Annotated in this window: 15 protein-coding genes; 9 read left to right on the top strand and 6 right to left on the bottom strand. The window is 43.1% G+C overall.

The window, feature by feature from the left end; all coding sequences use genetic code 11:
- The 5 genes from FWE23_09230 to FWE23_09210 all read right to left on the bottom strand — a co-directional run.
- Positions 1-1,095: hypothetical protein (locus FWE23_09230; GenBank protein MCL2845610.1), on the bottom strand; the 1,095-nt coding region annotated here is incomplete at its 3' end.
- 360 nt (positions 1,096-1,455) lie between these two features.
- The gene (locus tag FWE23_09225) at positions 1,456-2,319 is read right to left on the bottom strand and encodes a hypothetical protein (protein MCL2845609.1); all 864 of its coding nucleotides are present in this window, start codon (positions 2,317-2,319) and stop codon (positions 1,456-1,458) included.
- 146 nt (positions 2,320-2,465) lie between these two features.
- The gene (flhA, locus tag FWE23_09220; protein MCL2845608.1) at positions 2,466-4,592 is read right to left on the bottom strand and encodes a flagellar biosynthesis protein FlhA; all 2,127 of its coding nucleotides are present in this window, start codon (positions 4,590-4,592) and stop codon (positions 2,466-2,468) included.
- Positions 4,593-4,622: 30 nt separating this feature from the next.
- Positions 4,623-6,761, bottom strand: a complete 2,139-nt coding sequence (locus FWE23_09215; protein ID MCL2845607.1) for an ATP-dependent helicase — start codon at positions 6,759-6,761, stop codon at positions 4,623-4,625.
- Positions 6,742-6,885: a hypothetical protein gene (locus FWE23_09210; protein ID MCL2845606.1), complete on the bottom strand. Its 144-nt coding sequence runs from the start codon at positions 6,883-6,885 to the stop codon at positions 6,742-6,744. Before FWE23_09210 ends, FWE23_09215 begins: the two co-directional genes overlap by 20 nt.
- A 239-nt stretch (positions 6,886-7,124) precedes the next feature.
- Between FWE23_09210 and FWE23_09205 the strand changes: the two genes are divergently transcribed.
- From FWE23_09205 to FWE23_09190, 4 genes are all read left to right on the top strand, one after another.
- Positions 7,125-8,492 carry a hypothetical protein gene (locus FWE23_09205; protein ID MCL2845605.1) on the top strand — a complete coding sequence of 456 codons (1,368 nt, stop codon included), beginning with the start codon at positions 7,125-7,127 and terminating at the stop codon, positions 8,490-8,492.
- Positions 8,493-8,510: 18 nt separating this feature from the next.
- Positions 8,511-10,937: a hypothetical protein gene (locus FWE23_09200; protein ID MCL2845604.1), complete on the top strand. Its 2,427-nt coding sequence runs from the start codon at positions 8,511-8,513 to the stop codon at positions 10,935-10,937.
- 207 nt (positions 10,938-11,144) lie between these two features.
- Positions 11,145-13,217, top strand: coding sequence for a transketolase (locus FWE23_09195; protein MCL2845603.1), 2,073 nt, complete (start codon positions 11,145-11,147; stop codon positions 13,215-13,217).
- A 13-nt stretch (positions 13,218-13,230) separates the two neighbouring features.
- Positions 13,231-14,289 carry an ABC transporter permease gene (locus tag FWE23_09190; GenBank protein ID MCL2845602.1) on the top strand — a complete coding sequence of 353 codons (1,059 nt, stop codon included), beginning with the start codon at positions 13,231-13,233 and terminating at the stop codon, positions 14,287-14,289.
- A 66-nt stretch (positions 14,290-14,355) separates the two neighbouring features.
- Here the strand turns inward: FWE23_09190 and FWE23_09185 are convergent, their stop codons facing one another.
- Positions 14,356-16,326, bottom strand: coding sequence for a fructose-1,6-bisphosphatase (locus FWE23_09185; protein MCL2845601.1), 1,971 nt, complete (start codon positions 16,324-16,326; stop codon positions 14,356-14,358).
- A 186-nt stretch (positions 16,327-16,512) separates the two neighbouring features.
- On the opposite strand from FWE23_09185, the gene FWE23_09180 reads away from it, so the two are divergent.
- The 5 genes from FWE23_09180 to FWE23_09160 all read left to right on the top strand — a co-directional run.
- Positions 16,513-19,008 carry a chemotaxis protein CheA gene (locus FWE23_09180; protein ID MCL2845600.1) on the top strand — a complete coding sequence of 832 codons (2,496 nt, stop codon included), beginning with the start codon at positions 16,513-16,515 and terminating at the stop codon, positions 19,006-19,008.
- A 10-nt stretch (positions 19,009-19,018) separates the two neighbouring features.
- Positions 19,019-19,870 carry a protein-glutamate O-methyltransferase CheR gene (locus FWE23_09175; protein ID MCL2845599.1) on the top strand — a complete coding sequence of 284 codons (852 nt, stop codon included), beginning with the start codon at positions 19,019-19,021 and terminating at the stop codon, positions 19,868-19,870.
- A gap of 69 nt (positions 19,871-19,939) precedes the next feature.
- Positions 19,940-20,437, top strand: coding sequence for a chemotaxis protein CheD (locus tag FWE23_09170; protein ID MCL2845598.1), 498 nt, complete (start codon positions 19,940-19,942; stop codon positions 20,435-20,437).
- A 13-nt stretch (positions 20,438-20,450) separates the two neighbouring features.
- Positions 20,451-20,945, top strand: coding sequence for a response regulator (locus FWE23_09165; protein ID MCL2845597.1), 495 nt, complete (start codon positions 20,451-20,453; stop codon positions 20,943-20,945).
- 1 nt (position 20,946) lies between these two features.
- On the top strand, positions 20,947-21,203 hold a 257-nt coding region (locus FWE23_09160; GenBank protein ID MCL2845596.1), incomplete at its 3' end, for a hypothetical protein.

Genomic DNA, 21,203 nt, shown 5'->3' with positions numbered 1-21,203 from the left:
TTCTTTAAGCGACTTCGGCTTTATCTCAAATACCTTTGTCGCGTTCAGCAAAAAGGGAAACTCTCTCGGGATTTTTAGGGTTGCAGTGGCGATGTATGAGCCTGCGTTAATCGCTTCTTTGTCAGTTGTTATAATCAATTCCAAAGTATCGCCGTTTGCCGTTGTGGCGGTAGCGGCGGGGATTTGTCTTTCGCCGTTGAATGTAAAATTCGGTTCGTCCCAAGTTATTGTAATTGCAAATGCTTGCAGATATGGGAAACCGTTATTTATGTAGCCTGTCGGGTCGATTCCCCAAGTATTGGTGAAGTCCCAGCCTGCTGCCGATAAAAATTCAGCATTTTTCAATTGTGCTTCTGTGATAAGTGTACCGCGACCATTGTTTCGAATATCGTTTGTGTGAAATGAGTTAATTACACTACCTCTTTCTTCATAAATTCCTCCGACCAAACCACCGCCATTTTCAGTTACTTTACCCAAAGCATAAGAATTTAAAACACGTCCACTGTAAGAAAGAACTCCTGCTAATCCGCCTGTCCATGAACGATGTCCTATAACATCTACGATAGCATAGGAATTTCTATTTACGCTGCCGCCCGCATCTCCTACTAATCCGCCAACCTGTGTCCCGTTGACTGCTTCGACAGTTCCTATTACGACACAGTTTTCTATAAGCCCGAACGATGCTCCGCTCGCCACTAATCCGCCAACAAATTGTCCGCCTGTAATATTGACAACAACACCAAGATTTCGTATTACACCACCGGCAACCCCAAATAATCCTTGAAACCATATTTCTGAATTGTTTACATAAACACCGCTGATAACATTACCACTACCATCAAATGTTCCACGAAATATGTTTTCATGATTCCCAATCGGCACCCATTGATTTTCCTGATTTCCGTTGAGGTTAATATCATTTAACAACAAAACAGTCTGCCCTGAAAAATTTCTTCCCGCGTTTGCCGTATCCCTAAATTCGTGTAATTCTTCGGCGGTTGATATTGTTATTCGTTGAGCAGTCCAGTCAATCTGCCCACATACCACGCTCGCGGCAAACATTACCGCCAAAACTAAGATTTTTTTGAAGTTCATTTAGAACACTCCTTTTTTAAGTTTAATAACCAATTTCAAATTCAAGGAGTGTCTCGGAAAATAACAAAAGGCGCACTCCATTTTCTCACCCATTTCCGAATCGCGAGGTTATCACCAAAACCTATTACACCGAAAATAAACGAGAAAGGAGTATGCCTACCGATAGACATACGTTTTCTCATTTTCTCGCGTAATTGAATATTGGTGATATTCGCGATTGAGAAAACGAAAAATTCATTTTTTTGTATCAAAGAACGTAGAGAAAATACTATTTGTTTTGGAGTGCTGCGGTGGATTTTGTGGTTTTTGTGGAAAAAATAAAAAAAGCGGATAGTGTTATCCGCTGTGAGTTAGATAAAATTACGCGAAAGCGAATTTCTTTTTGGCTTCGGAGAGAGGAACGCCGCTTTCCCAAAGAGCAAATAATTGTTGCGCTGTTCTTTGCGTTGCCCTTTGCTCCCATTGCTGTTCATAACGCCCTTTGAAGCCGCTCTTTTTCATATCGTTAACTAATTTTTCCCATTTATCCATATCTGCCTCCTTAGACAATATTGACCCGTTTTCTAAAAACATAACTTCCCACCAAGGCAACAATGATACAAAGTTTTCCTCGTCTTCTACGGGAAGTTCCAACACTTTTCTCGCTGTTGCTTCGTCTATTTTTGTCCGCAACGCCTTTAACACCAAATCAACGTCGCTTAATTCGCTACTGACAATAAATTGTATTGCAAGCGATTTACTTGCATTTACTCCTTTTCGGGAAATATAATATATGCCTTTGCTTTTGCGCAATACCTTGTAATCAAATTCCGTTTTTAGCGTTTCAAATAAGGTTTCCGGTTTATTCAAACAAACTATTGTTACGCTCATATCGGTAAATTTCACGTTTTCCTGAGAAGCGTAAAGCCCGACATAGCCGAATACCACTTTGTAAAAAACAGATAGAGAAAGTTTTGATTCGACAGGGCTTTTATATTCTATTATGTTGTGTTTTCTGAATATTTTTCCCCAGCTTGTTTCTATATCAACATCTTTGTCTTTTTTTAATACAATTATGTCTATTTTCGGCGGACGTTTAGAAAGAGGATGTTCATCTTCGAGTGAAATGTCTCCGTTTTTTACGTATTCCCGCAAGCGATAACCGAATGCTGAAAATGCCGCTTCGTGATAATTTGCATATTTTTTGGATTTTGGCTTAGTGGCTTTCTGTTCGGTTTTTTGCATTTTTTGCCCATTCTGTTTAGTGTTTTTTCTTAGAAAAACTTGTTTTTTGATAATAAAATACTATTTGGCAGATGCGATTGTCAAAAAACAGTTTTATTCAACTGAGTTTTCGACTTCCTTCTCCAAAATCAGAAAACGCCTTCTTTTCACCTCCCGAGCGGCGGCTCGTTGTCGTCGTCAAGCGATACCATTCCGATTGACTGCAATTCTATTCCGCCGACAACCTCGTTATACGAAAGCACTATCATACCCGGAATGTCGTTTTCGGTTAGGCGCTTCATTTGCAAACGAATTATGGGGGACGCGACAAGTATGGGCATTTCTCCCATTTGCTTAACTTTTTGCACTGTCTTTTTAACTGCTTCTATAATTGCTCCCGCGTCGCTCGGAGATAAATTCAGTTTAACCGAGCCGTCGTATTCGGCGAGAGAGCCTTCTAATTTCGCTTCCAAATTGGGGTCTAAAGTCATAACTTTTATTGTATTGTCGGGATTTTTTATGCGTTCACAAATCTGCGCGCAAAGTCCGTTGCGCGTGTATTCCGTAAGCACGTCGATATTTTTATTCTGACGACCAACATCGCCCAAAATTTCCAAAATTCGCGGTAAATCACGGATAGAAACCTGCTCGTGAACAAGATTTTGCAACACCTTATGAATTTCGCCCAAAGACAATATCCCCGGGATAACTTCGTCAACAACCGCTTTGTTGCTGTCTTTTATGTTGTTTATGAGTTCTTGGGTGTCTTGACGAGTGAGCAAATCCTCGGCGTTTTGCTTTATTACCTCTGTTATATGCGTTGCCAAAACCGCCGGAAGTTCCACAACAGTATAGCCGCTCATTTCCGCAAAGTCCTTTTGGCTTTCGGTTATCCACACCGCAGGCAAGCCAAACGCGGGCTCTACAGTCGGTATTCCGCGAATTGCCTCCAAATTGCCCGTCGGGTTCATCGCCAAATAACTGCCGCTCATAAGCTCGCCGTCCGCAACTTTTATTGTACGGATTTTTATTACGTATTGGTTTGGCTCTATCTGCATATTGTCACGAATGCGCACGGGCGGGATAATAAAGCCCAACTGCACCGCCAACTGATTGCGAATTTGTTTTATCCGCTCAAGCAAATCGCCGCCCTGAGCCGCGTCCACAAGAGGAATAAGCGCATATCCGATTTCGAGTTCAAGCGGGTCAACTATCAGATAATCTTCAGCTTTTTCTTCGGCGTCGCCTGTAAGCGCAGTTTTCGGAACTGCGTTTTTAGCCGCTTCTTCTTCTTTTAGTTTTAGTTTGTTTGAATGCCAAATCATAAATGCTATACCGCCCAAAGACAATGCGATAAAAGCAAAAACGTGGAAAGGAAGCCCGGGGATAAATCCAAACAAAAACATTGTAAGCGACGCAACAAAAAGCGCTTGGTAGTTAGAAAATAATTGATTTGAAATATCTGCGCCCAAAGAATTTTCGCTGCCTGCTCGGCTCACCAGAATACCTGTTCCCACCGAAATCATAAGCGCGGGCATCTGAGATACAAGTCCGTCTCCTATGGTTAAAACCGTAAAGGTCATAAGCGCCGTTTGAAAGTCCATTCCCATCATTGTCATTCCGATAACAAAACCGCCTATTATGGTTATTATCATAATGAGAATACCCGCTATGGCGTCCCCTTTTACGAATTTTGACGCACCGTCCATAGCACCGAAAAAGTCCGACTCGCGCGAAATATCTTTACGACGTTGCTTTGCCTCTTCTTCGTTGATAATACCTGCGTTAAGGTCGGCGTCAATCGCCATTTGTTTACCGGGCATCGCGTCCAAAGTAAAGCGCGCCGCAACTTCGGCAATTCGCCCCGCACCTTTTGTAATAACCAAAAAATTCACCAATACTATAATAAGGAATATTATTACCCCGACGACAATGTTGCCGCCTGTAACAAAATTTCCGAATGTCTGAATTATAGCCCCGGCTTCTCCGCGCCCCAAAATAAGACGGGTTGTGGCAATATTAAGCGAAAGCCGAAACATAGTAACCGCCAAAAGAAGCGCGGGAAACACCGAAAAGTCCACGGGGCGCTCGTTATACATAGAAATAAGCAAAATCATTAACGCGAGCGCAAAGGCAATCGCGAGGAAAAAGTCGATAATGAAAAGCGGCAGAGGAATTACCATCAAAACAATGACGAAAACTATCGCGGCGATAATTATAAATTCTCGCTGTTTAGCAAAGGCGTTCGCTAAATTGTTTTTTTGCAGGGCGCTCCCTATATTCGCAAAATTCATCATTCCTCCGTAAAATTTGCGCTAAAAATATTATTCGCCGAAGTTTGCCTGCGCTTTTTTGAACATTTCGTCTAAAATTAGTTTATATTCCTCGTCTTGCTTTTCTCCGATTTTGCCGTCCAAGCATTCTACAGGGATTTCGTCTAAAAATCGGCAGGGCTTTATTTCCACCGCCCTGTTGCGAACTTGCTTAAAGCGCGAAAACGATAAAAACAGCCGCTCCTTCGCCCTTGTCATAGAAACATAAAAAAGCCGCCGTTCTTCCTCGATTTTTCCTTCGTCGAGCGATTTTTTACTCGGAACAAGCCCGTCTTCCAAAATCGGAATGAACACAACGGGAAATTCCAAGCCCTTGGATTTGTGCATTGTCATAAAAACTACGGATTTTTTTGTGAATTCACTGCTTTTGTCGCCCCAAGCCAAAGAAATATTTTGCAAAAACGCTCCCAGAGTAGCGAAATTCCCTTTGCCAGCCTCGTAATTTTCGAGCATTTTTACGATTTCTTCAATGCTTTCAAGGCGAAATTCCAATTTTTTCTCGTCTTCTTCCGTTTTTTTCAGCATATCTACGTATTTTAGTTCGTCAATCATTTCGCGCAGAGTTTTACTGAGCCTCTGCCCTCCTTCTGAAAACTTTTTTGCGTATTTTTGCATAAATTTAACGTAATTTTTCAAATTTTCAGATTGCACCACGTTTATTCTCAGCGCCGCGCCTGCAATCTCTTTTCCCTCGGCGCACGCTTCAAAACTGTCCCAAAGCGAAAGTTTTTTTTGCCCTGCCTGTTCTTCTATCGCCGAAATAGTCGAAGCGGTAATTCCTTTATTGGGAACTTGGACAGTCCGCAACAGCGATAATTCGTCGAATTTATTGGCGAAAAAACTCAAATATGAAAAAATATCTTTAACTTCCCGCCTGTCATAAAAACTTTTTCCGCCGTGTATTATATAAGGAATACCCGCTTTGCGAAATCCGTCTTCAAAACGTCGCATAAGCAAATTTGTGCGAAAAAGCAAAGCAATTTCGTTGTTTTCGTACTTGACGCTTGTTTGGCGTTCTCCCGCTAAATTTGCGGCGGTTATTTCTTTTATTCTTTTGAAAGCAAGTTTGGTTTCGTCGTCCATATCACTTATATCTGTTAGGTGTTCGGCACCATTTGCCCCTGTAAATTCCTTTACCTTATCGACGACAAATTTAACTTCGTCGTCTTCGTCGTGCGCTTTGTAGGCGCAAATCGGCTCGCCTTTTCCGATAACCGAAACAATATCTTTCGTTTTTCGGCGGACGTTTTTGCAAACCATTGCGTTTGCGCCGTCCACGATTTGTTGAGACGAACGGTAATTTCTGTTAAGAACTACGGTTTTGGCGTGTAAAACGGTTGCAAAATTCAAGATATTTTTAATTTCCGCACCCCGCCACGAATAAATTCCTTGGTCATCGTCGCCTACAACCATTAAATTGTTGTGCGGCTCCGCAATCATTCGCACCAATTTTAACTGTACCGAATTTGTGTCCTGAAACTCATCGACCGAAACAAATTTATATTTTGAGCGAAATTTTTGCAAAACATCTTCTTTTTGTGAAAAAAGTTTCAACGGAAGCAAAAGCAAATCGTCGAAATCCACAGACTTTCGTTTATTCAGAATTTTGCAATACAATTCGTAAAGCTTGGCGACCGATTTTTTTTCGGGGTCATTTTTCAGGTCTTCGGGATAAATTCCCGCATTTTTTGCGTTCGATATTTCACGTAGCAAATCTTCGGGCGGAATTTCGGCAAGTTTTTTTGTTCCGATGTCGCGCACCGCCGTTTTTATTGTCGAAATTTGGTCGTTTTCGGAAAGTATGGTAAAATTTTCGTGTAAATTAAGGTGTTTTCCGTATTCTCGCAGAATTTTTACTCCAAGCGAATGAAATGTTCCGACAGTCATACGCTCTGCCGCATCTTCTCCTACTGCTTTTGATATACGCTCTTTCATTTCTTTTGCGGCTTTGTTTGTGAAAGTGAGCGCAAGAATTTCTTCGGGTTTAGCGATTTTTTCTTTTATAAGGCGTTCCGTACGCGAAGTTAAAACCCGCGTTTTTCCCGACCCTGCGCCCGCTAGTATTAAGAGCGGTCCGTGCGTGTGGAGAACTGCCTCTTTTTGCCTTTCGTCAAGTTTTATTGCTGTCATTTTTATTTAAGTCGCCGACTTCCTTCCTTCTTAATTTAGGTATTTTATCGTCAATATACATCGCGATACCCATAACTAAAAACACGACAACCGCAAGCAATATCAGCATTTCTATTGAGTTCATAAAAACCTCCTTTTTATCTATGTAAATATACTAAAATTCCGCTGTAAAATTCAATGGGAATGCTGTTTTTTGTGTTTTTAGGCGAATTTTGCAGTATTATTGTATTAGCGATATATTTCATTTTCAGAACAGGAGGAAACATGTTGCTGTCTAATTTCTATATTAAAAATCTAAAAAAAAATAAAAAATCTAAAAAAAATCTAAATTCTAAAATACGCAAATATATAAAAAGTGCGTATGTGTTGTGTTTTCTATTAGGTACAGGTTGGGGACAAACAAGCGCTTGTGGGCAGCAACCAAGTTTTGCGGGCAATGTGCTGATTATCTACAACGACCCGCCACCGAGGTTTGACGAAGGTGTCGATATACAATATTCCGAAAGGGCTATGCGGACATTTAGAGCCGCTCTTGCCAGCGACCGTTCTCACGTTGCGTCTTTTCCGACAAATATAGGCTGGACTAATGTTTTTGATGCCGATTGCGCTATACCTCAACTCCAAAACGTGGGTAGCGTTAACACTCTTCTCGTAGGAAATACACAGCGAGGTTTTGAAAATGCTTTAATAAGCAAATTCGGCAACTCGGGAACAGACGATATTGACGGTCAGCCGTTTGACCGTGCGGGTTTCAATGAATTTCTCAGTCAGGACAATCCCCTTGCTTATTGGTCGCAAGTGTACGATTTGAGATTTAATGACGCAGGCTGGCCCCATAATAACGAAGATATGAGTTCTATAACAAACAGAGACATAGAACTGTTCGGTAATTATTTGAGGTCAGGCGGAGGATTGTATGTCCAAACAGTTCGCGCGATGGCTGGTAATGATCCGTGTTTCAGAAACAGAAATGCCGGGGTTCAAAATTTAATAAGAGCCGTAACGAGAGACATAGGGTATGACAATATACACAACCGTGGTAGCGTTGGCGGTCATGTTGGTAGTTTTGAATTTCACGATTGGCAAAATTTTAATTGTAGCCCAAACGACTTAGCGCAAATGCAACAACAAAGTCCTATGCATTGGAGAAATCCGGGCGTATTCCCTGTCAATCAATTAACTCACGGCAGAGCTCTTATGACTCGAGCAGGGGCAGATAGAAATCAAGCATTGCTGGTAGGTTGGGACACGGAAGGTATGGCTCCTTCGATAGGCAACGGAATGTTAGTTGTAGGTTATTCTATTATAGCGTGGGTACCTCAGCATTCGAGCTCAGGTACCAACAGGGTAAGTTGCGCAACATTCGGAATTATTCAAAATCTTTTTACGCTTATGAACCAGCCGATGTTTGAAATAAATAAAGAGTTTTTTGAATATCAATCTTCTCCTGCCGTCCCATTAACGGAAATAATGAACGGAAGAAGAGGAACTTGTCGCATAACCATCAGTAATATGGCAACTTACGCAGTTCACGATTTGGTAATTGCCGACCCGTTGCCGCCTTGCCTTGTGTTCGTTCAGGGAAGCGGAAGACCAACACAGCCAACGCTTTCGACAGACGCGCAAGGCAGAACTGTTTTAACTTGGTCGAACATTACGTTGCCCGCCAAAAGAGGCGAAACGTATGTGGAATTTGACTTTGAAGTAAACCTTCAAGGCAACTGCGATTGAGCAAAAAAAGGAGAATTTATGAAAAAAAATATATTAATTTTACTGCTTTTGGCAGTAATATTCGCTGTTCCCGTTTCGGGACAAGCGCCGAATGCAAATACCGCACGTATAATTGATTTTTGGATTGACCCTGCATTTCCAAGCCCAACACAGGGAACGCAAGCTACTTTTAATATAACCCTCGCATTTAATCAAAACCAACACAATAGACAACCTGTGTTTCTTACAGTCGTTGCCGCGCCGAGAGGAAGCGCTATAAACAATGCTCAATGGGCTGTTAATTTATCGACAAGCGGCGCACCACCATTAGTACCATTTTCGAATGTTGCCAATACTGCGGCGTATCACATTCCTAACGGGCAATTTGTTTGGAACGAAACAAGAACTTTTCAATTTAACTTTACAGTTCCCGATAATTTCAGAGGACTTTGGGACTTTTTTGTAATAACAAGCGCTCGAAATCCTTATAATGCGCCGCCTGCGGGTTTCAATAACAATATAAATATGGTAAATCCCTACTTTAATGCAACCAATGCATTTTTCAACCGCAGCAACGCTAAAACTTTTGATTTTACAGGGACAAGGCACGTTATATACAACACCGCTTTTGTGGGCATTAAATCATCCACCGCGACACTGACTATTATTGACACCCCGGAATTATCAGACGCGTATGTTGACGTTATTCTTATCCCGCAAGAAAGATCGGCAAATTATCCGCAAGCTCAGCCTTTCGGCTTTAGTCAAGAAATCGAAATCCGTTTTGACGCCGGCGACGGCGATACTCTTTGGTATTCGATAGGAGTTGATTCGCTCAGCATTCAACAATTGCAGTCAAGCCAAATGCCCCAAACTACAATTACTCCGACAGTCGTCGGAATTAATGCAAACGCAAACACTTTCTTTGTAAGCGTTTATGTTGCGGGCGGCACAAACGAGCCGACTTACAGAGTTTGGAGATTTGTAAGAGAAGAGCTTCCCGAACTTATTATAACTCCCGCGGGAAGACCCGAAGCGTATAGATTTTCCGAAAGCGTTGCGGTTAACGCGCGAATAAACAATCTTAATGTCGCAAATTTGCTGAATTTCGGAATATGGTACACAACGGACGGCAGCGCTCCGATAGACAATGACGGACCGACCGCAAACGCAGAATTGCTCACAAGAAACGCTTCGGGAGATATCACGTTCACACAAACCACGCAAATGAGAATTGCGGCGTGGGCGGACGACAGATTGCCAACGGAAATACAAACGCACAATTACCGTCGAATAGCCGATGGGACAGACGCTTTCTTCTTTGACACAAACGGCGACGGAGAGATTGACAGAGTTGTTATCAGAACAACTATTCCCGTCGTAAACCCGCCCGAAAACGTACAACTGACTTCGCCTTGGAATTCGGATGTAGTTGTAAACACATCTGCAAACCCTAATATAGCTATCGAACGGATTAACGAGAGAACGATTGTGGTGCGTACCACCGCGCAAAACAATATTTTCCCGTCTCCGAATTATGCGTCAGAGATAAGAACGAGTTTTGACGCCAACCGTCAGGGGCTCGGACGACTTTTCGGTGCCGAATACAATGAAAACAGCACTTTTGCAATCGGCGATTCCATTGCTCCGATTGCAGTTTTGGCGCGTTTTGACTTCGGAGCGATAGATGTGGAGCACTACACGCAAACAGGGGAAATTGTAAGAGACCACGATATGCTCAGAATAACATTCAGCGAGCCTACTCGAGTTGACAGAACTTTGGGATATAACATATTCAACTTTTACAGAGCTGGAAATGAGTCCGAAGACATTCGCCGATTCCAATTAAACCTTGAACTTGTTGAGCAAAACGCAACGATGACGACGGCAACATTCAGGGTGTTAAGCGACCAAAGCGCGCAAAGACCGATAATCGGCGATTCTTTAAGTGTTGTTAACGAAGCAATCAGAGAAAGCGGCAACCATTCTGTTTTGCAACTAAACGAAACAAGGCGCATTTTGTTATCTATCGGACATCCGCCGTATCTTTTGGTTATAACGCCGATAAGTTCGTTTGTTGCGGGACACGAGCCAATCGGATTAGATATAGTCAGCGGCGCGGCATTACCTGTAGCGCTTGTCGATTTCCTTGTGCCTATCAGAGAGCCTGATATAGACAAGTTAAATATCCGAGGACGAATAATAGACCCGCTCGGAAATCTTGTTGCCGATTTTAACGGATTTGAAACAGACAGACACAATCCAAGAACTTCGAGTATTTTTGCTTTGCGCTACACAGGTGGCTCTCCCGAAACAACAAGGTTCCTTGTGTTTTGGAACGCGCAAAACACCTTAGGACGAAGAGTCGGAGCGGGAACATATTTGGCGATATTTGATATAACAACGCCTGACGGCAACACTCAAACAGAAACCGTTATTATTCCTATCGGCGCCACCGGAAGATGATTATCTTAAGCTGATATTATATAATGTAGGGGCAGGTTTAAAACCTGCCCTTATTTTTTTTATATGTCGGCTAGTGCGGGTTTAAAACCCGCCCCTACATAATATTTTGCAATAAAATTCACATATTCTGTTTTTTGCCCCTTTTTATATCGTGCGATATAGTATTTTCCCCCCGTAATTTTTGTGGTTTTTTGTTAGAAGGGTCAAATGTCAAAACAAATTTTGGACAAAGTCGCAGATAACTTGCGGATTTTAATTCTTTCAATGGTAGAAAAAGCGAAATCGGGACACCCCGGCGGCGCAATGGGCGGTGCGGAATTTATTTCGGTATTGTATTCGGAGTTTCTTAATTTTGACCCCGACGACCCGAACTGGAAATTCAGAGACAGATTTTTCCTCGACCCCGGACACATGTCGCCTATGCTATACTCAATTCTGCATTTATGCGGCAAGTATTCGAGCGAAGAAATACAAAATTTCCGTCAATGGGGAAGCCCCACGCACGGACACCCCGAATTCAGTTTAGTTCGCGGGATAGACAACACTTCGGGACCGCTCGGACTTGGCGCGGGAATGGGCGTAGGTTCGGCAATTGCAGAAAGATTTTACGCGCAAAGATTTGGCGAATGGCTGGCGCACAAAACATATATTTTTATTTCGGACGGCGGAATGCAGGAAGAAATCGCATACGGCGTAGGCAGAATTTCGGGACTTTTGGGGCTTAGCAACATCATTATGTTTTTTGACTCAAACGACATACAACTTTCGCACACAACCGACAAAACAACAAACGAAGATACTCCGAAAAAATACGAAAGCTGGGGTTGGCGGGTTGAGACAATCGACGGAAACAACGTTGATGAAATTCGCGCTTCCCTTAAAAGAGCAAACGAAGAAAAAGACAAACCTACGCTTATTATAGGAAAAACCGTAATGGGCAAAGGCGCGCTAACTGCCGCAAACGCCAACTTTGAACGACAAGTTTCCACACACGGACAACCGCTTTCCGCCGCAGGCGCCGATATTGCAAAAACCATAGAAAACTTGGGCGGAAATCCAAGCGAGCCGTTTGCGATTTTCCCCGAAGTTAAAGATTATTTTGCAAAAATTCTCGATAACAAACGCGCGCAGGCAAAAGAAAAAAGAGAAATGCAGGCAAAATGGGCGGAACAAAACGTCGAACTTGCAGAAAAACTCAAAAGTATGCTTTCCGCCGAGCCGCAAAATGTCGATTTTTCGAGTATAAACATCCCCGCCAACGCCGCGACCCGAAACACAAGCGGAGCGATTTTGGCGCATTTTGCAAAAAACATAGACAATATGGTAGTATCTTCCGCAGACTTGGCAAACAGCGACCAAACAGGAAAGTTTTTAGAACACAGCAAAGAATTTTCGCACCACGATTTTTCGGGCGCGTTTTTGCAAGCTGGAGTTGCGGAACTGACAATGGCGGCTATAATGAACGGAATGGCGCTTCACGGCGGAATTATCCCTGTTTGCGCGACTTTCTTCGTGTTTTCGGACTATATGAAACCCGCGCTTCGCATTGCCGCTTTGCAAGAAATCCCCGTAAAATTCTTATTCACACACGACTCGTTCAGAGTTGGCGAAGACGGACCTACGCATCAGCCGATTGAGCAGGAAACACAACTTCGTCTTTTGGAAAGAATAAAAAATTCAGGAAAATTCCCCTCGCTTTTAGTTTTGCGCCCCGCCGACGGAGCCGAAACAGTAGAAGCGTGGAAAATCGCCTACGAAAACACAAAATCGCCGACAGCGCTGATTTTCACACGCCAAAACGTTGCCGATTTGCCTGCGAGAAACGAAAACGGCGACCGCAAAACAGACGCAAAAGAAACAATAAAAGGCGCTTATACCGTATATAAAGAAAAATCCGCAAAAGTCGATGTGATTTTACTCGCAAACGGCTCGGAAGTCGGCTTGCTTTACAATGTCGCAAAGGAATTGGAAGCCGAAAACCTATCTGTTCGCGTTGTTTCCGCACCGAGCGAAGGACTTTTCAGAATGCAAAGCGAAGAATACCGAAACGAAATATTGCCGCATTTCGGCACTCCGATTTTCGGACTTTCGGCAGGGCTTCCCGATTCGCTCGCGCAACTTGCGGGCGGACTTGGAAAGGTCGTCGGAAGAGAGAATTTCGGCAGGTCTGCGCCTGCAAATATTCTCGACGAAAAATTTGGTTTCACAGTTTCGGCTGTAAAAGAAAAAGTAAAAGATTATCTCTGCGAATACAAGAAAAATCTTGCTTTAATCAAATAATTTCGGGTTAAAGATGTTGGAATTTCTTGCTAAACTGAGGCAGCACAAAATTGCTTTTGTCGGCGGAATAATCCTGCTTGTTCTTTACGTTATTATGATTTTCGCCGAGTTTTTCGCGCCTTATCACTACGACAGCGAAGTGCGCGCTCATTCGTATATGCCGCCGACAAAATTCCATTTTTTTGACGCGCAAGGTAATTTTCATCTTATACCGATATTTTACGAACGAAGTTTTCAGTTCGACCGCTATTTTCGCCGAGTTTATGTAGAAGACAAAAGCCAAATGCACAGATTACTGCTTTTCCCGAAAAGCGACGAAAAAAAACTACTCGGCTTTATTCCGACGGACAGGCGACTTTTTGGGGCAACGGGGCGATTGTATCTTTTCGGAGCGGACGCGCGCGGCAGAGACCTATTTTCACGGATAATTTACGGCTCAAGAGTTTCGCTTACCATCGGTTTTGCGGGCGTATTTTTCGCAATGACTTTCGGCTTGCTTATAGGCGGAATTGCAGGATATTTCGGCGGAGTAATCGACAATGTTCTTATGCGTATCTGCGAAATGATAATGCTTGTGCCTTCATTTTTCCTTTTGCTTGCATTGCGCGCCGCATTTCCGCCGCAGATGTCGTCGGTGCAAATATTTTTTATGATAGTCTTTATATTGTCGTTTATCGGCTGGGCTTCGACCGCAAGAATTATCAGAGGAATGACAAAATCCATATCTCAACGCGAGTTCGTTTTGGCGGCGCAGGCAATCGGGCAAAGCAGAGCCAAAATAATAATCAAACACATTTTGCCGCAAACGCTTTCTTTCGTTATAGTGTCGCTAACGCTTGCTATCCCCTCTTATATCCTTATGGAAAGCGGACTTTCGCTTATAGGCTTGGGCATTCAAGACCCGCACGCAAGTTGGGGCAATCTCCTTTCGGATGTGATGAACATAGCCGATATTCACCTGCACCCGTGGATGTTAATCCCCGGCGGATTTATTTTTATCACCGTAATGGCGTTTAATTTTCTAGGCGACGGGTTGAGGGATATTTTAGACCCGAGAGCGGCGACATCTTAAAAAATGCGGAAAAAAACAAGGGCGGGTTTAAACCCGCCCCTACAAATAAAACAAAAATACTCTCCCCTACCGCCGACTATAATAATCATAAGTCTTCGCCTCTACGATTATACCTTTTCGGTATGCTTCGAGGAGTTCGCGCAGGTCATCGATTTTTTTGCCTAATTCAAAACCGTTGTCGGTGTCGCGGATAAGTATGCGTTTTTGATTGTATTCAACAATGTCGCGTGTAGAAACAATGTCGGTTTCGTGCAGGATTGCCTCTTCGGTGGTTGTGAACGGCTCGTGCGAAATCAAGGACATTCCCCAAGAATTGAATATAAGGGTGTAGCCTGCAATTCCGGTGACCGACTGATATGCCTTAGAAAAACCGCCGTCTATAACCATAAGTTTTCCGTTTGCCTTGCTTGGTTTTTCGCCTTTCTTCACTTTTACGGGAATGTGTCCGTTTACTATGTGCGAATATTCTGGTTGAAGTCCGAATTCGCGCAGAATGTTGTCGCAAACTTCCTCGTTGTCGCGAAAATCGTAATATGGGTCTTTTTCTTCGTTTTGCAGAGTTTTATTGTCTATGTAATAACGCTCGAAAGTCGCCATTTTGTCTTTGGCAAAAATCGGAGAATTTGCGCCCGACCACAAATACCAGAGCAAGTCCTGCCCAAACAATTTGCTGTTTTTGTCGGTTGCGAAAAACCCTCGGCGCGCATATTTGTCGAAAGCGTCAAGGAGCGCCTTGCCTTTCAGGCTTTGCCCGAACATATCCACGTCTCTCAGCGTTCCGTCGCGGTTCAGCGGAATACAGCCGGGAAAAAGCAAATTGTCGTTCATACATAAATACATACTTCCGTGCGAAAACAAAAATCTCGTGTGAAACTGCAATTTTCCGCTGTGCGCAAACGCATTTACCAAATCAACCATAAGCTCGCGCTCGTCGGCGGTTAGTTCGTATGGATTATTGGGGTCTATCGTGCAAAAGCCCTCTTTGTCTTTAAGCGGATATTCAGTTCCGTCAATGAGAATGGTATTTTTTTCGTAGTCGATTTTTGACAAAAGCAGGCGGTCTTCCAAGCCCCATTTTGGGCGACGGGCAACCAATTCACCCTCTAATTTAAAGCGAATAACAGATATTGCTTTGTGCATTTTTGCGAGTTCTCTTTTCTCCGTTTCGCTGAAATTGTTGCCGTCGTCTTTGGGAAAGTACATCTCGCATTCGTCTTTTTCGTATGTTTTCATCGCAAATACAGCAAGCGGACGAAGTGAAATTCCGTAGCCCTGCTCGATGGTCAAAAAGTTTCCGTATCTCAGCGAAATTCGCAAAACTTCCGCAACACAGATGTCGCTTCCTGCGGCGGCGCCCATCCAAACAACATCGTGATTTCCCCATTGAATATCGACTTTATGGTGGTGGTTGGCGAGCTTGTCCATAATTTTGTGCGCGAGCGGTCCCCTGTCGAAAATGTCGCCCAAAATGTGAAGATGGTCAACCGCAAACGCCTGTATTGTTTCGGCAAGCGCGATAATAAATTCGTCGGCGCGCTCCAAAGCGATAATTTCTTCTATAATATTGTTGTAATAACTTTCTTTTCCGCCGCCGTGCTCGTAAATTAACTCGTCGATAATGTAGGCAAATTCTTTTGGAAGCGCTTTTCGCACTTTTGAACGAGTGTATTTTTGCGAAACCACGGCGCAAAATCTAATCAGGCGGTTAAGCGTAAGTTCATACCATTCCGAGAGAGTATCGTTTTTTTTACGCACGAGCGCCAATTTTTCTTTGGGATAATATATAAGAGTAGCGAGTTCTCGAATTTGTTTTTCGGTCATTTCTCTATCGAAAAGCCGCTCCAGTTTGCTGCGAATAATCCCCGACGAATTGCGCAAAATGTGATTAAATGCCTCATATTCTCCGTGAATATCGCTTATAAAATGCTCTGTTCCTTTCGGAAGCGACATAATTGCCTGCAAATTTATTATTTCCGTACATACGGAATCAATACTCGGATACGCCCCTGATAAAAGCTTCAGATATTCGTAATTCATACTCGTTTGCCTCCTATTTTTATAAGAAAATACCTTTTTCCTGCTCAAAAAAACCAAATTTTGAACATTTTTAAAGATTATTGCTTTTTTTTGCGCGAAGTACTTTCACAATAATGTATTTTTAGTGTAATTCTATAATTAGAATGCTGTGTTATATTACTACAAATGTTTGAGGAAGGGAATTCAATGGGCAATACGACGATAGACAGAGAACTTCTGAATGACTTTATATCCGACACCGAAGAACACATTGCTTCTGCGGAAGAAAACTTCTTGCTTCTTACAAGTAAGGGCTTCAATCAAGACGTCGTAAATACCGCTTATCGAAACATTCATTCGATAAAGGGGAACTGCGGATTTGTTCATCTTTACGAATTGCAGGACTTATGCCACCTTATGGAAACGATTATGGGCGAAATGCGAGCAAAAACCATTGAAGCAAGCAAAGAAAATATAACATTTCTTTTGGAAGAGTTGGATATTGTACAAAAAGTCGTAGAAGCGCTCGGAGAAGGCGGAGACGGAAGCATTGAAAACTTGGAGGGACTAACAAAAAAAGCACAACAAAAATTCCCCGCAGCTTTCGGAATAGAAGTTCCTGCCCAACCTGCACCTGCACCTGCACCTGCACCAACGCCAACACCTGCGCCTGCGCCAACGCCGCCGCCTTCAAAAGAAGAGCCGAAAATTGAGCCGATAAAAAAGGAAGCGCCAAAAGCTGAAGCTGAAGTAAAAGTAAAAGCCGCTGAGCCAAAAATTGACGTACCTGCGCCCAAAGCAGAGCCTGTAAAACAGCCCGAACCTGTTGTTGTCGTCGCCGACGTTGCACCCGTACAAGCTACAAAAAAGCCTGTGAAAAAAGTCGTAAATGTTAAAAGCGCCGCGCAAATGGAAGAAGAGTTAAACAAAATTGTTGTTTCCGACGATATGCGAATTGGCTTTATAGCCGACTCAACCGAGCAGTTAGGTTCCGTCGAAGAAGATTTTCTGCTTATGGAAGACGAGGACTTTAACATTGAAAGAATAAACAACGCATACCGCAATATGCACTCCTTTAAGGGGAACTGCGCGTTTATGCGCCTCGATGACTTTAAGGCGTTAAGTCATATTATAGAAACCGTTTTGCAAGCGATGCGAGAAGAAAAAATAAAAATTAACAGAGAGCTTATCGTATTTTTACTGCGCGCGTTAGACAAACTTCGCGACGGCGTGGCAATATTCGAGCAAGGCGGCGATACGTCAATTCCCAACGTTGATGAATACAGACTCAGCGCCGAAAAACATTTCCCCGAAGCGTTCGGAAAAGAAAGAATTGCTGAAAAAGCGCCGCCGCCAACAAAAAGCAACGCAGAACAACAAGAAATTCTTGTAGCGGAAAGCGCAGAAGCAGAGGACATAATAAAGACAAGTATGACCGTTCCGCAATCAGTCGGAAATTCTGTCGGCAACGTAAAAACGCAACACGGGCAAGGCGTACGCGTCGATTTGAAAAAATTGGAGAACATTATAAATTTAGCGGGCGAATTGGTTATCGCCGAAAGTATGGTAACGCGAAATCCCGCGCTATCGAAGCTTTCCGACGAAACGCTTAACCGCAGTATTCACCAATTGCGCAGAATTTGCAACGACCTGCAAGACGCAACAATGGTTTTGCGAATGGTTCCTCTGAGCGGTGTATTCAAAAAAATGACGCGTCTTGTGCACGATTTGTCGGAGCATATAGGCAAAAAAATAAATTTGCTAACCATAAACAGCGAATGCGAAGTCGATAAAACGGTATCGGAACTCATTAACGACCCGCTTGTTCATATTATCCGAAACGCCTGCGACCACGGCATCGGAACTCCCGAAGAAAGAATTGGACTCGGCAAAAAAGAGTTCGGAACAATTACGATTGCGGCGGAGCACAGAAGCGGCGCGGTTTGGATTTCGATAAAAGACGACGGGCGCGGACTTAATCGCGAAAAAATATTGCAGAAAGCGATAGAGCAAAAACTTGTATCTCCCGATGATGTTCTTACCGACGACGAGGTATGGAAACTTATACTTCTCCCCGGATTTTCTACGGCGGCGGTCGTGTCCGATATTTCGGGGCGCGGCGTCGGAATGGATGTTGTGCAGAAAAACATAGAGGCAATCAACGGGCAAATTTACATAAAAACCGTCCAAGGAAAAGGAACGGAATTTATTATACGAATTCCGCTGACCCTTGCGATTATCGACGGAATGATAATAAAGGTAAGAGGTTCGCTGTATATTGTCCCGACGCTTTCCATAAGGCAGAGTTTGAAATACGACGTAAATCAAATTACATATTCGCCCGAAGGTGAAAAAATTCTGAAATTTCAGGAGAAGCTTATTCCCATTGTTCACCTCGCAAATCTCTTTGAAAAAGAACAAATCACAGGCGACGAAGAAAGCGGAATACTGATAGTCGTGGAAGAAAGCGACAATTTAGTGGCGCTCTTTGCCAACGACATAGTAGGGCAACAACAAGTAGTTATAAAAGGACTTTCGGAATATGTGAAAAAAGCAAGAGGAACAAGCAGTTGCACAATCTTGGGCGACGGCTCAATAGCGTTAATTCTGGATATACATTCGCTTTCGGAAATGGCGCTCGAAAAAGTAGAGAAAAACCGAAGAATTCCACTTGCAAAACCAATGATTAAACAGATAAAGTAAAGGAGTAAGTATGCCTTTAAATGAAACAACCAGTGCGCAAAGGGTAATATCAATATCCGACAAAGAATTTGACAGGATTGCCAAACTTGTCTATACTAATTTCGGAATAAATCTTACTGACTCCAAAAAGAGTTTGGTAATCGGGCGTTTGCAAAAAGTCTTGAAAAAGCACGATTTCAATTCGTTTAATGAGTATATAGAGCATATCGAAAAAGGCGACAAGGGAGCCTTGACGGAACTTGTTAACAGAATTTCCACAAATCACACCTTTTTTTACCGCGAGTACAGCCATTTTGAATTTTTTGAAAAAAAGGCTATTCCCGAAGCAATTGCATACAGAAAAAAAGAGGGAAACCGCAAAATTAAACTTTGGTGCGCCGCCGCTTCAAAAGGAGACGAGCCATACACAATAATGATACACCTTATGCGCACTTTGGGACGTGATTATCCGACTTTCGGTTCGGGACTTCTGGCAACCGATATTTCGGAAGACGCACTCAGAGAAGCGGTAGAAGGTGTTTATTCTCACGACAGGATAGATAAAATAGACCGCCAGACAATAAATCAGTATTTTGACCAAGTGAACGGAAAATATCGCGTAAAAGACGAACTTCGCCGCGAAATATTGTTCAGAAAATTTAACCTTATGACGCCAGTTTTTCCGTTCAAAGGCGACTTCGATATGGTTTTTTGCCGCAACGTTATGATTTATTTCGACGAAAAAACAAAAGCGGAATTGGCGAACAAAATTTACAATCAACTTAGAGTAGGCGGGTATCTTTATATTGGGCATTCGGAAACATTAAACGGATTAGGTACTCAGTTTAAGCACGTTCAGTCGGCAATATATCAGAAAGTTTGATTTCCTATTGCGTAGCGAGTGTACTTAAAATTATATTACAAGTAAGAAAAAGAGAAAAGGGAGAAATCGGTGGGAAATGCAATGGTTTTAGGGGTTGGCGATCTCGGTGCGTCGGCACAGCCGGGGGCGATAGTTAAGACTTATGCGCTCGGTTCTTGTATTGCTGTGGTTGTTCTCGATAAAAAGACGAGATGCGTCGGTATGGTTCACGTCGCGCTTCCCGATTCTGCAACTTCGCCCGAAAAAGCGAAGGGGCTTCCGGGATATTTTGCCGACACAGGTATTCCCGCGTTGTTTGACGCAATGCGTAAAGTGGCAGGCGGTGTATTGTCGCCGCCCGCGGACTTAATCGTAAAAATTTGCGGCGGAGCAAACATTGCCGATAAAAACAACGTATTTGACATCGGAAAACGAAACGCATTAGCGATAAAAAAAATACTGTGGAAATACGGACTTACCCCCAAAGCAGAAGACTGCGGCGGTAATTATCCCAGAACAGTAGCAGTTCATCAGGCTAACGGCTTGGTAGAACTGTCAAGTCCCAACAAACCCAATTGGAAATTATAGAGAAGGAAAGGTTATGCCTAAAATATTTGTAGCAGATGATTCGGCTCTTGCAAGAGCATTTACTATTAAAAGTATTCAGATGTCGGGAGTTCCCGACTGCGAGTTTTTTGAAGCCGCAAACGGTCTCGAAGTAATGGAGCAAATTAAAAACATTATGCCCGACCTGGTCATAAGCGATATAAATATGCCCAAATGCAACGGAATTGATTTGTCGCGCAGACTTAAAGCGGACACGGAATTGTGCGATATTCCTCTTGTGATTATGTCCTCGGCAGGAAACAAGGAGCAGAGAATGGAATTGGAAGATTTGGGCGTGTGCGCAATTCTTTCAAAACCTTTTACCCCTGCAGAAATTATTCAGATAGCAACCGAAATACTCGGTAATTCAGACACCGAAGACAGTGAAGAAGACGATTGGGGAAGCGAAAGCGACGAAGGAGAATGGGGCGACCTAGAAGAAGATGAAGGTGCGCAACAAAACACAGAAGAAACGGAAGGAGAATGGTAAAATGGCAACAGTAGCATTAGACGAAATAACAAATTTAGGAGATGAATTATTCAGCTCAATGGCAAGCGCTCTTGAGAATATGTTTATTACAATAAAAACAGCAGGCAACGAAAGCGGTGAAGAAAAGTGCGGCGAAAACATAAACGGAAGTATATGGATTAAGACGGCTTTTGCTATGTATTCACTTGAATTGCTCGTCCCAGAAAAACTTTTGACCGACATTGCCGCAGACGTAGTCGTTCCCGGCACGGGCTCAGA

It is taken from the genome of Chitinivibrionia bacterium, assembly GCA_009779925.1.
Classification (GTDB): Bacteria; Fibrobacterota; Chitinivibrionia; order Chitinivibrionales; family Chitinivibrionaceae; genus WRFX01.
The sequence above is the reverse complement of the archived record's forward strand: the minus strand, read 5'-3'. Positions and strand labels throughout refer to the sequence as shown.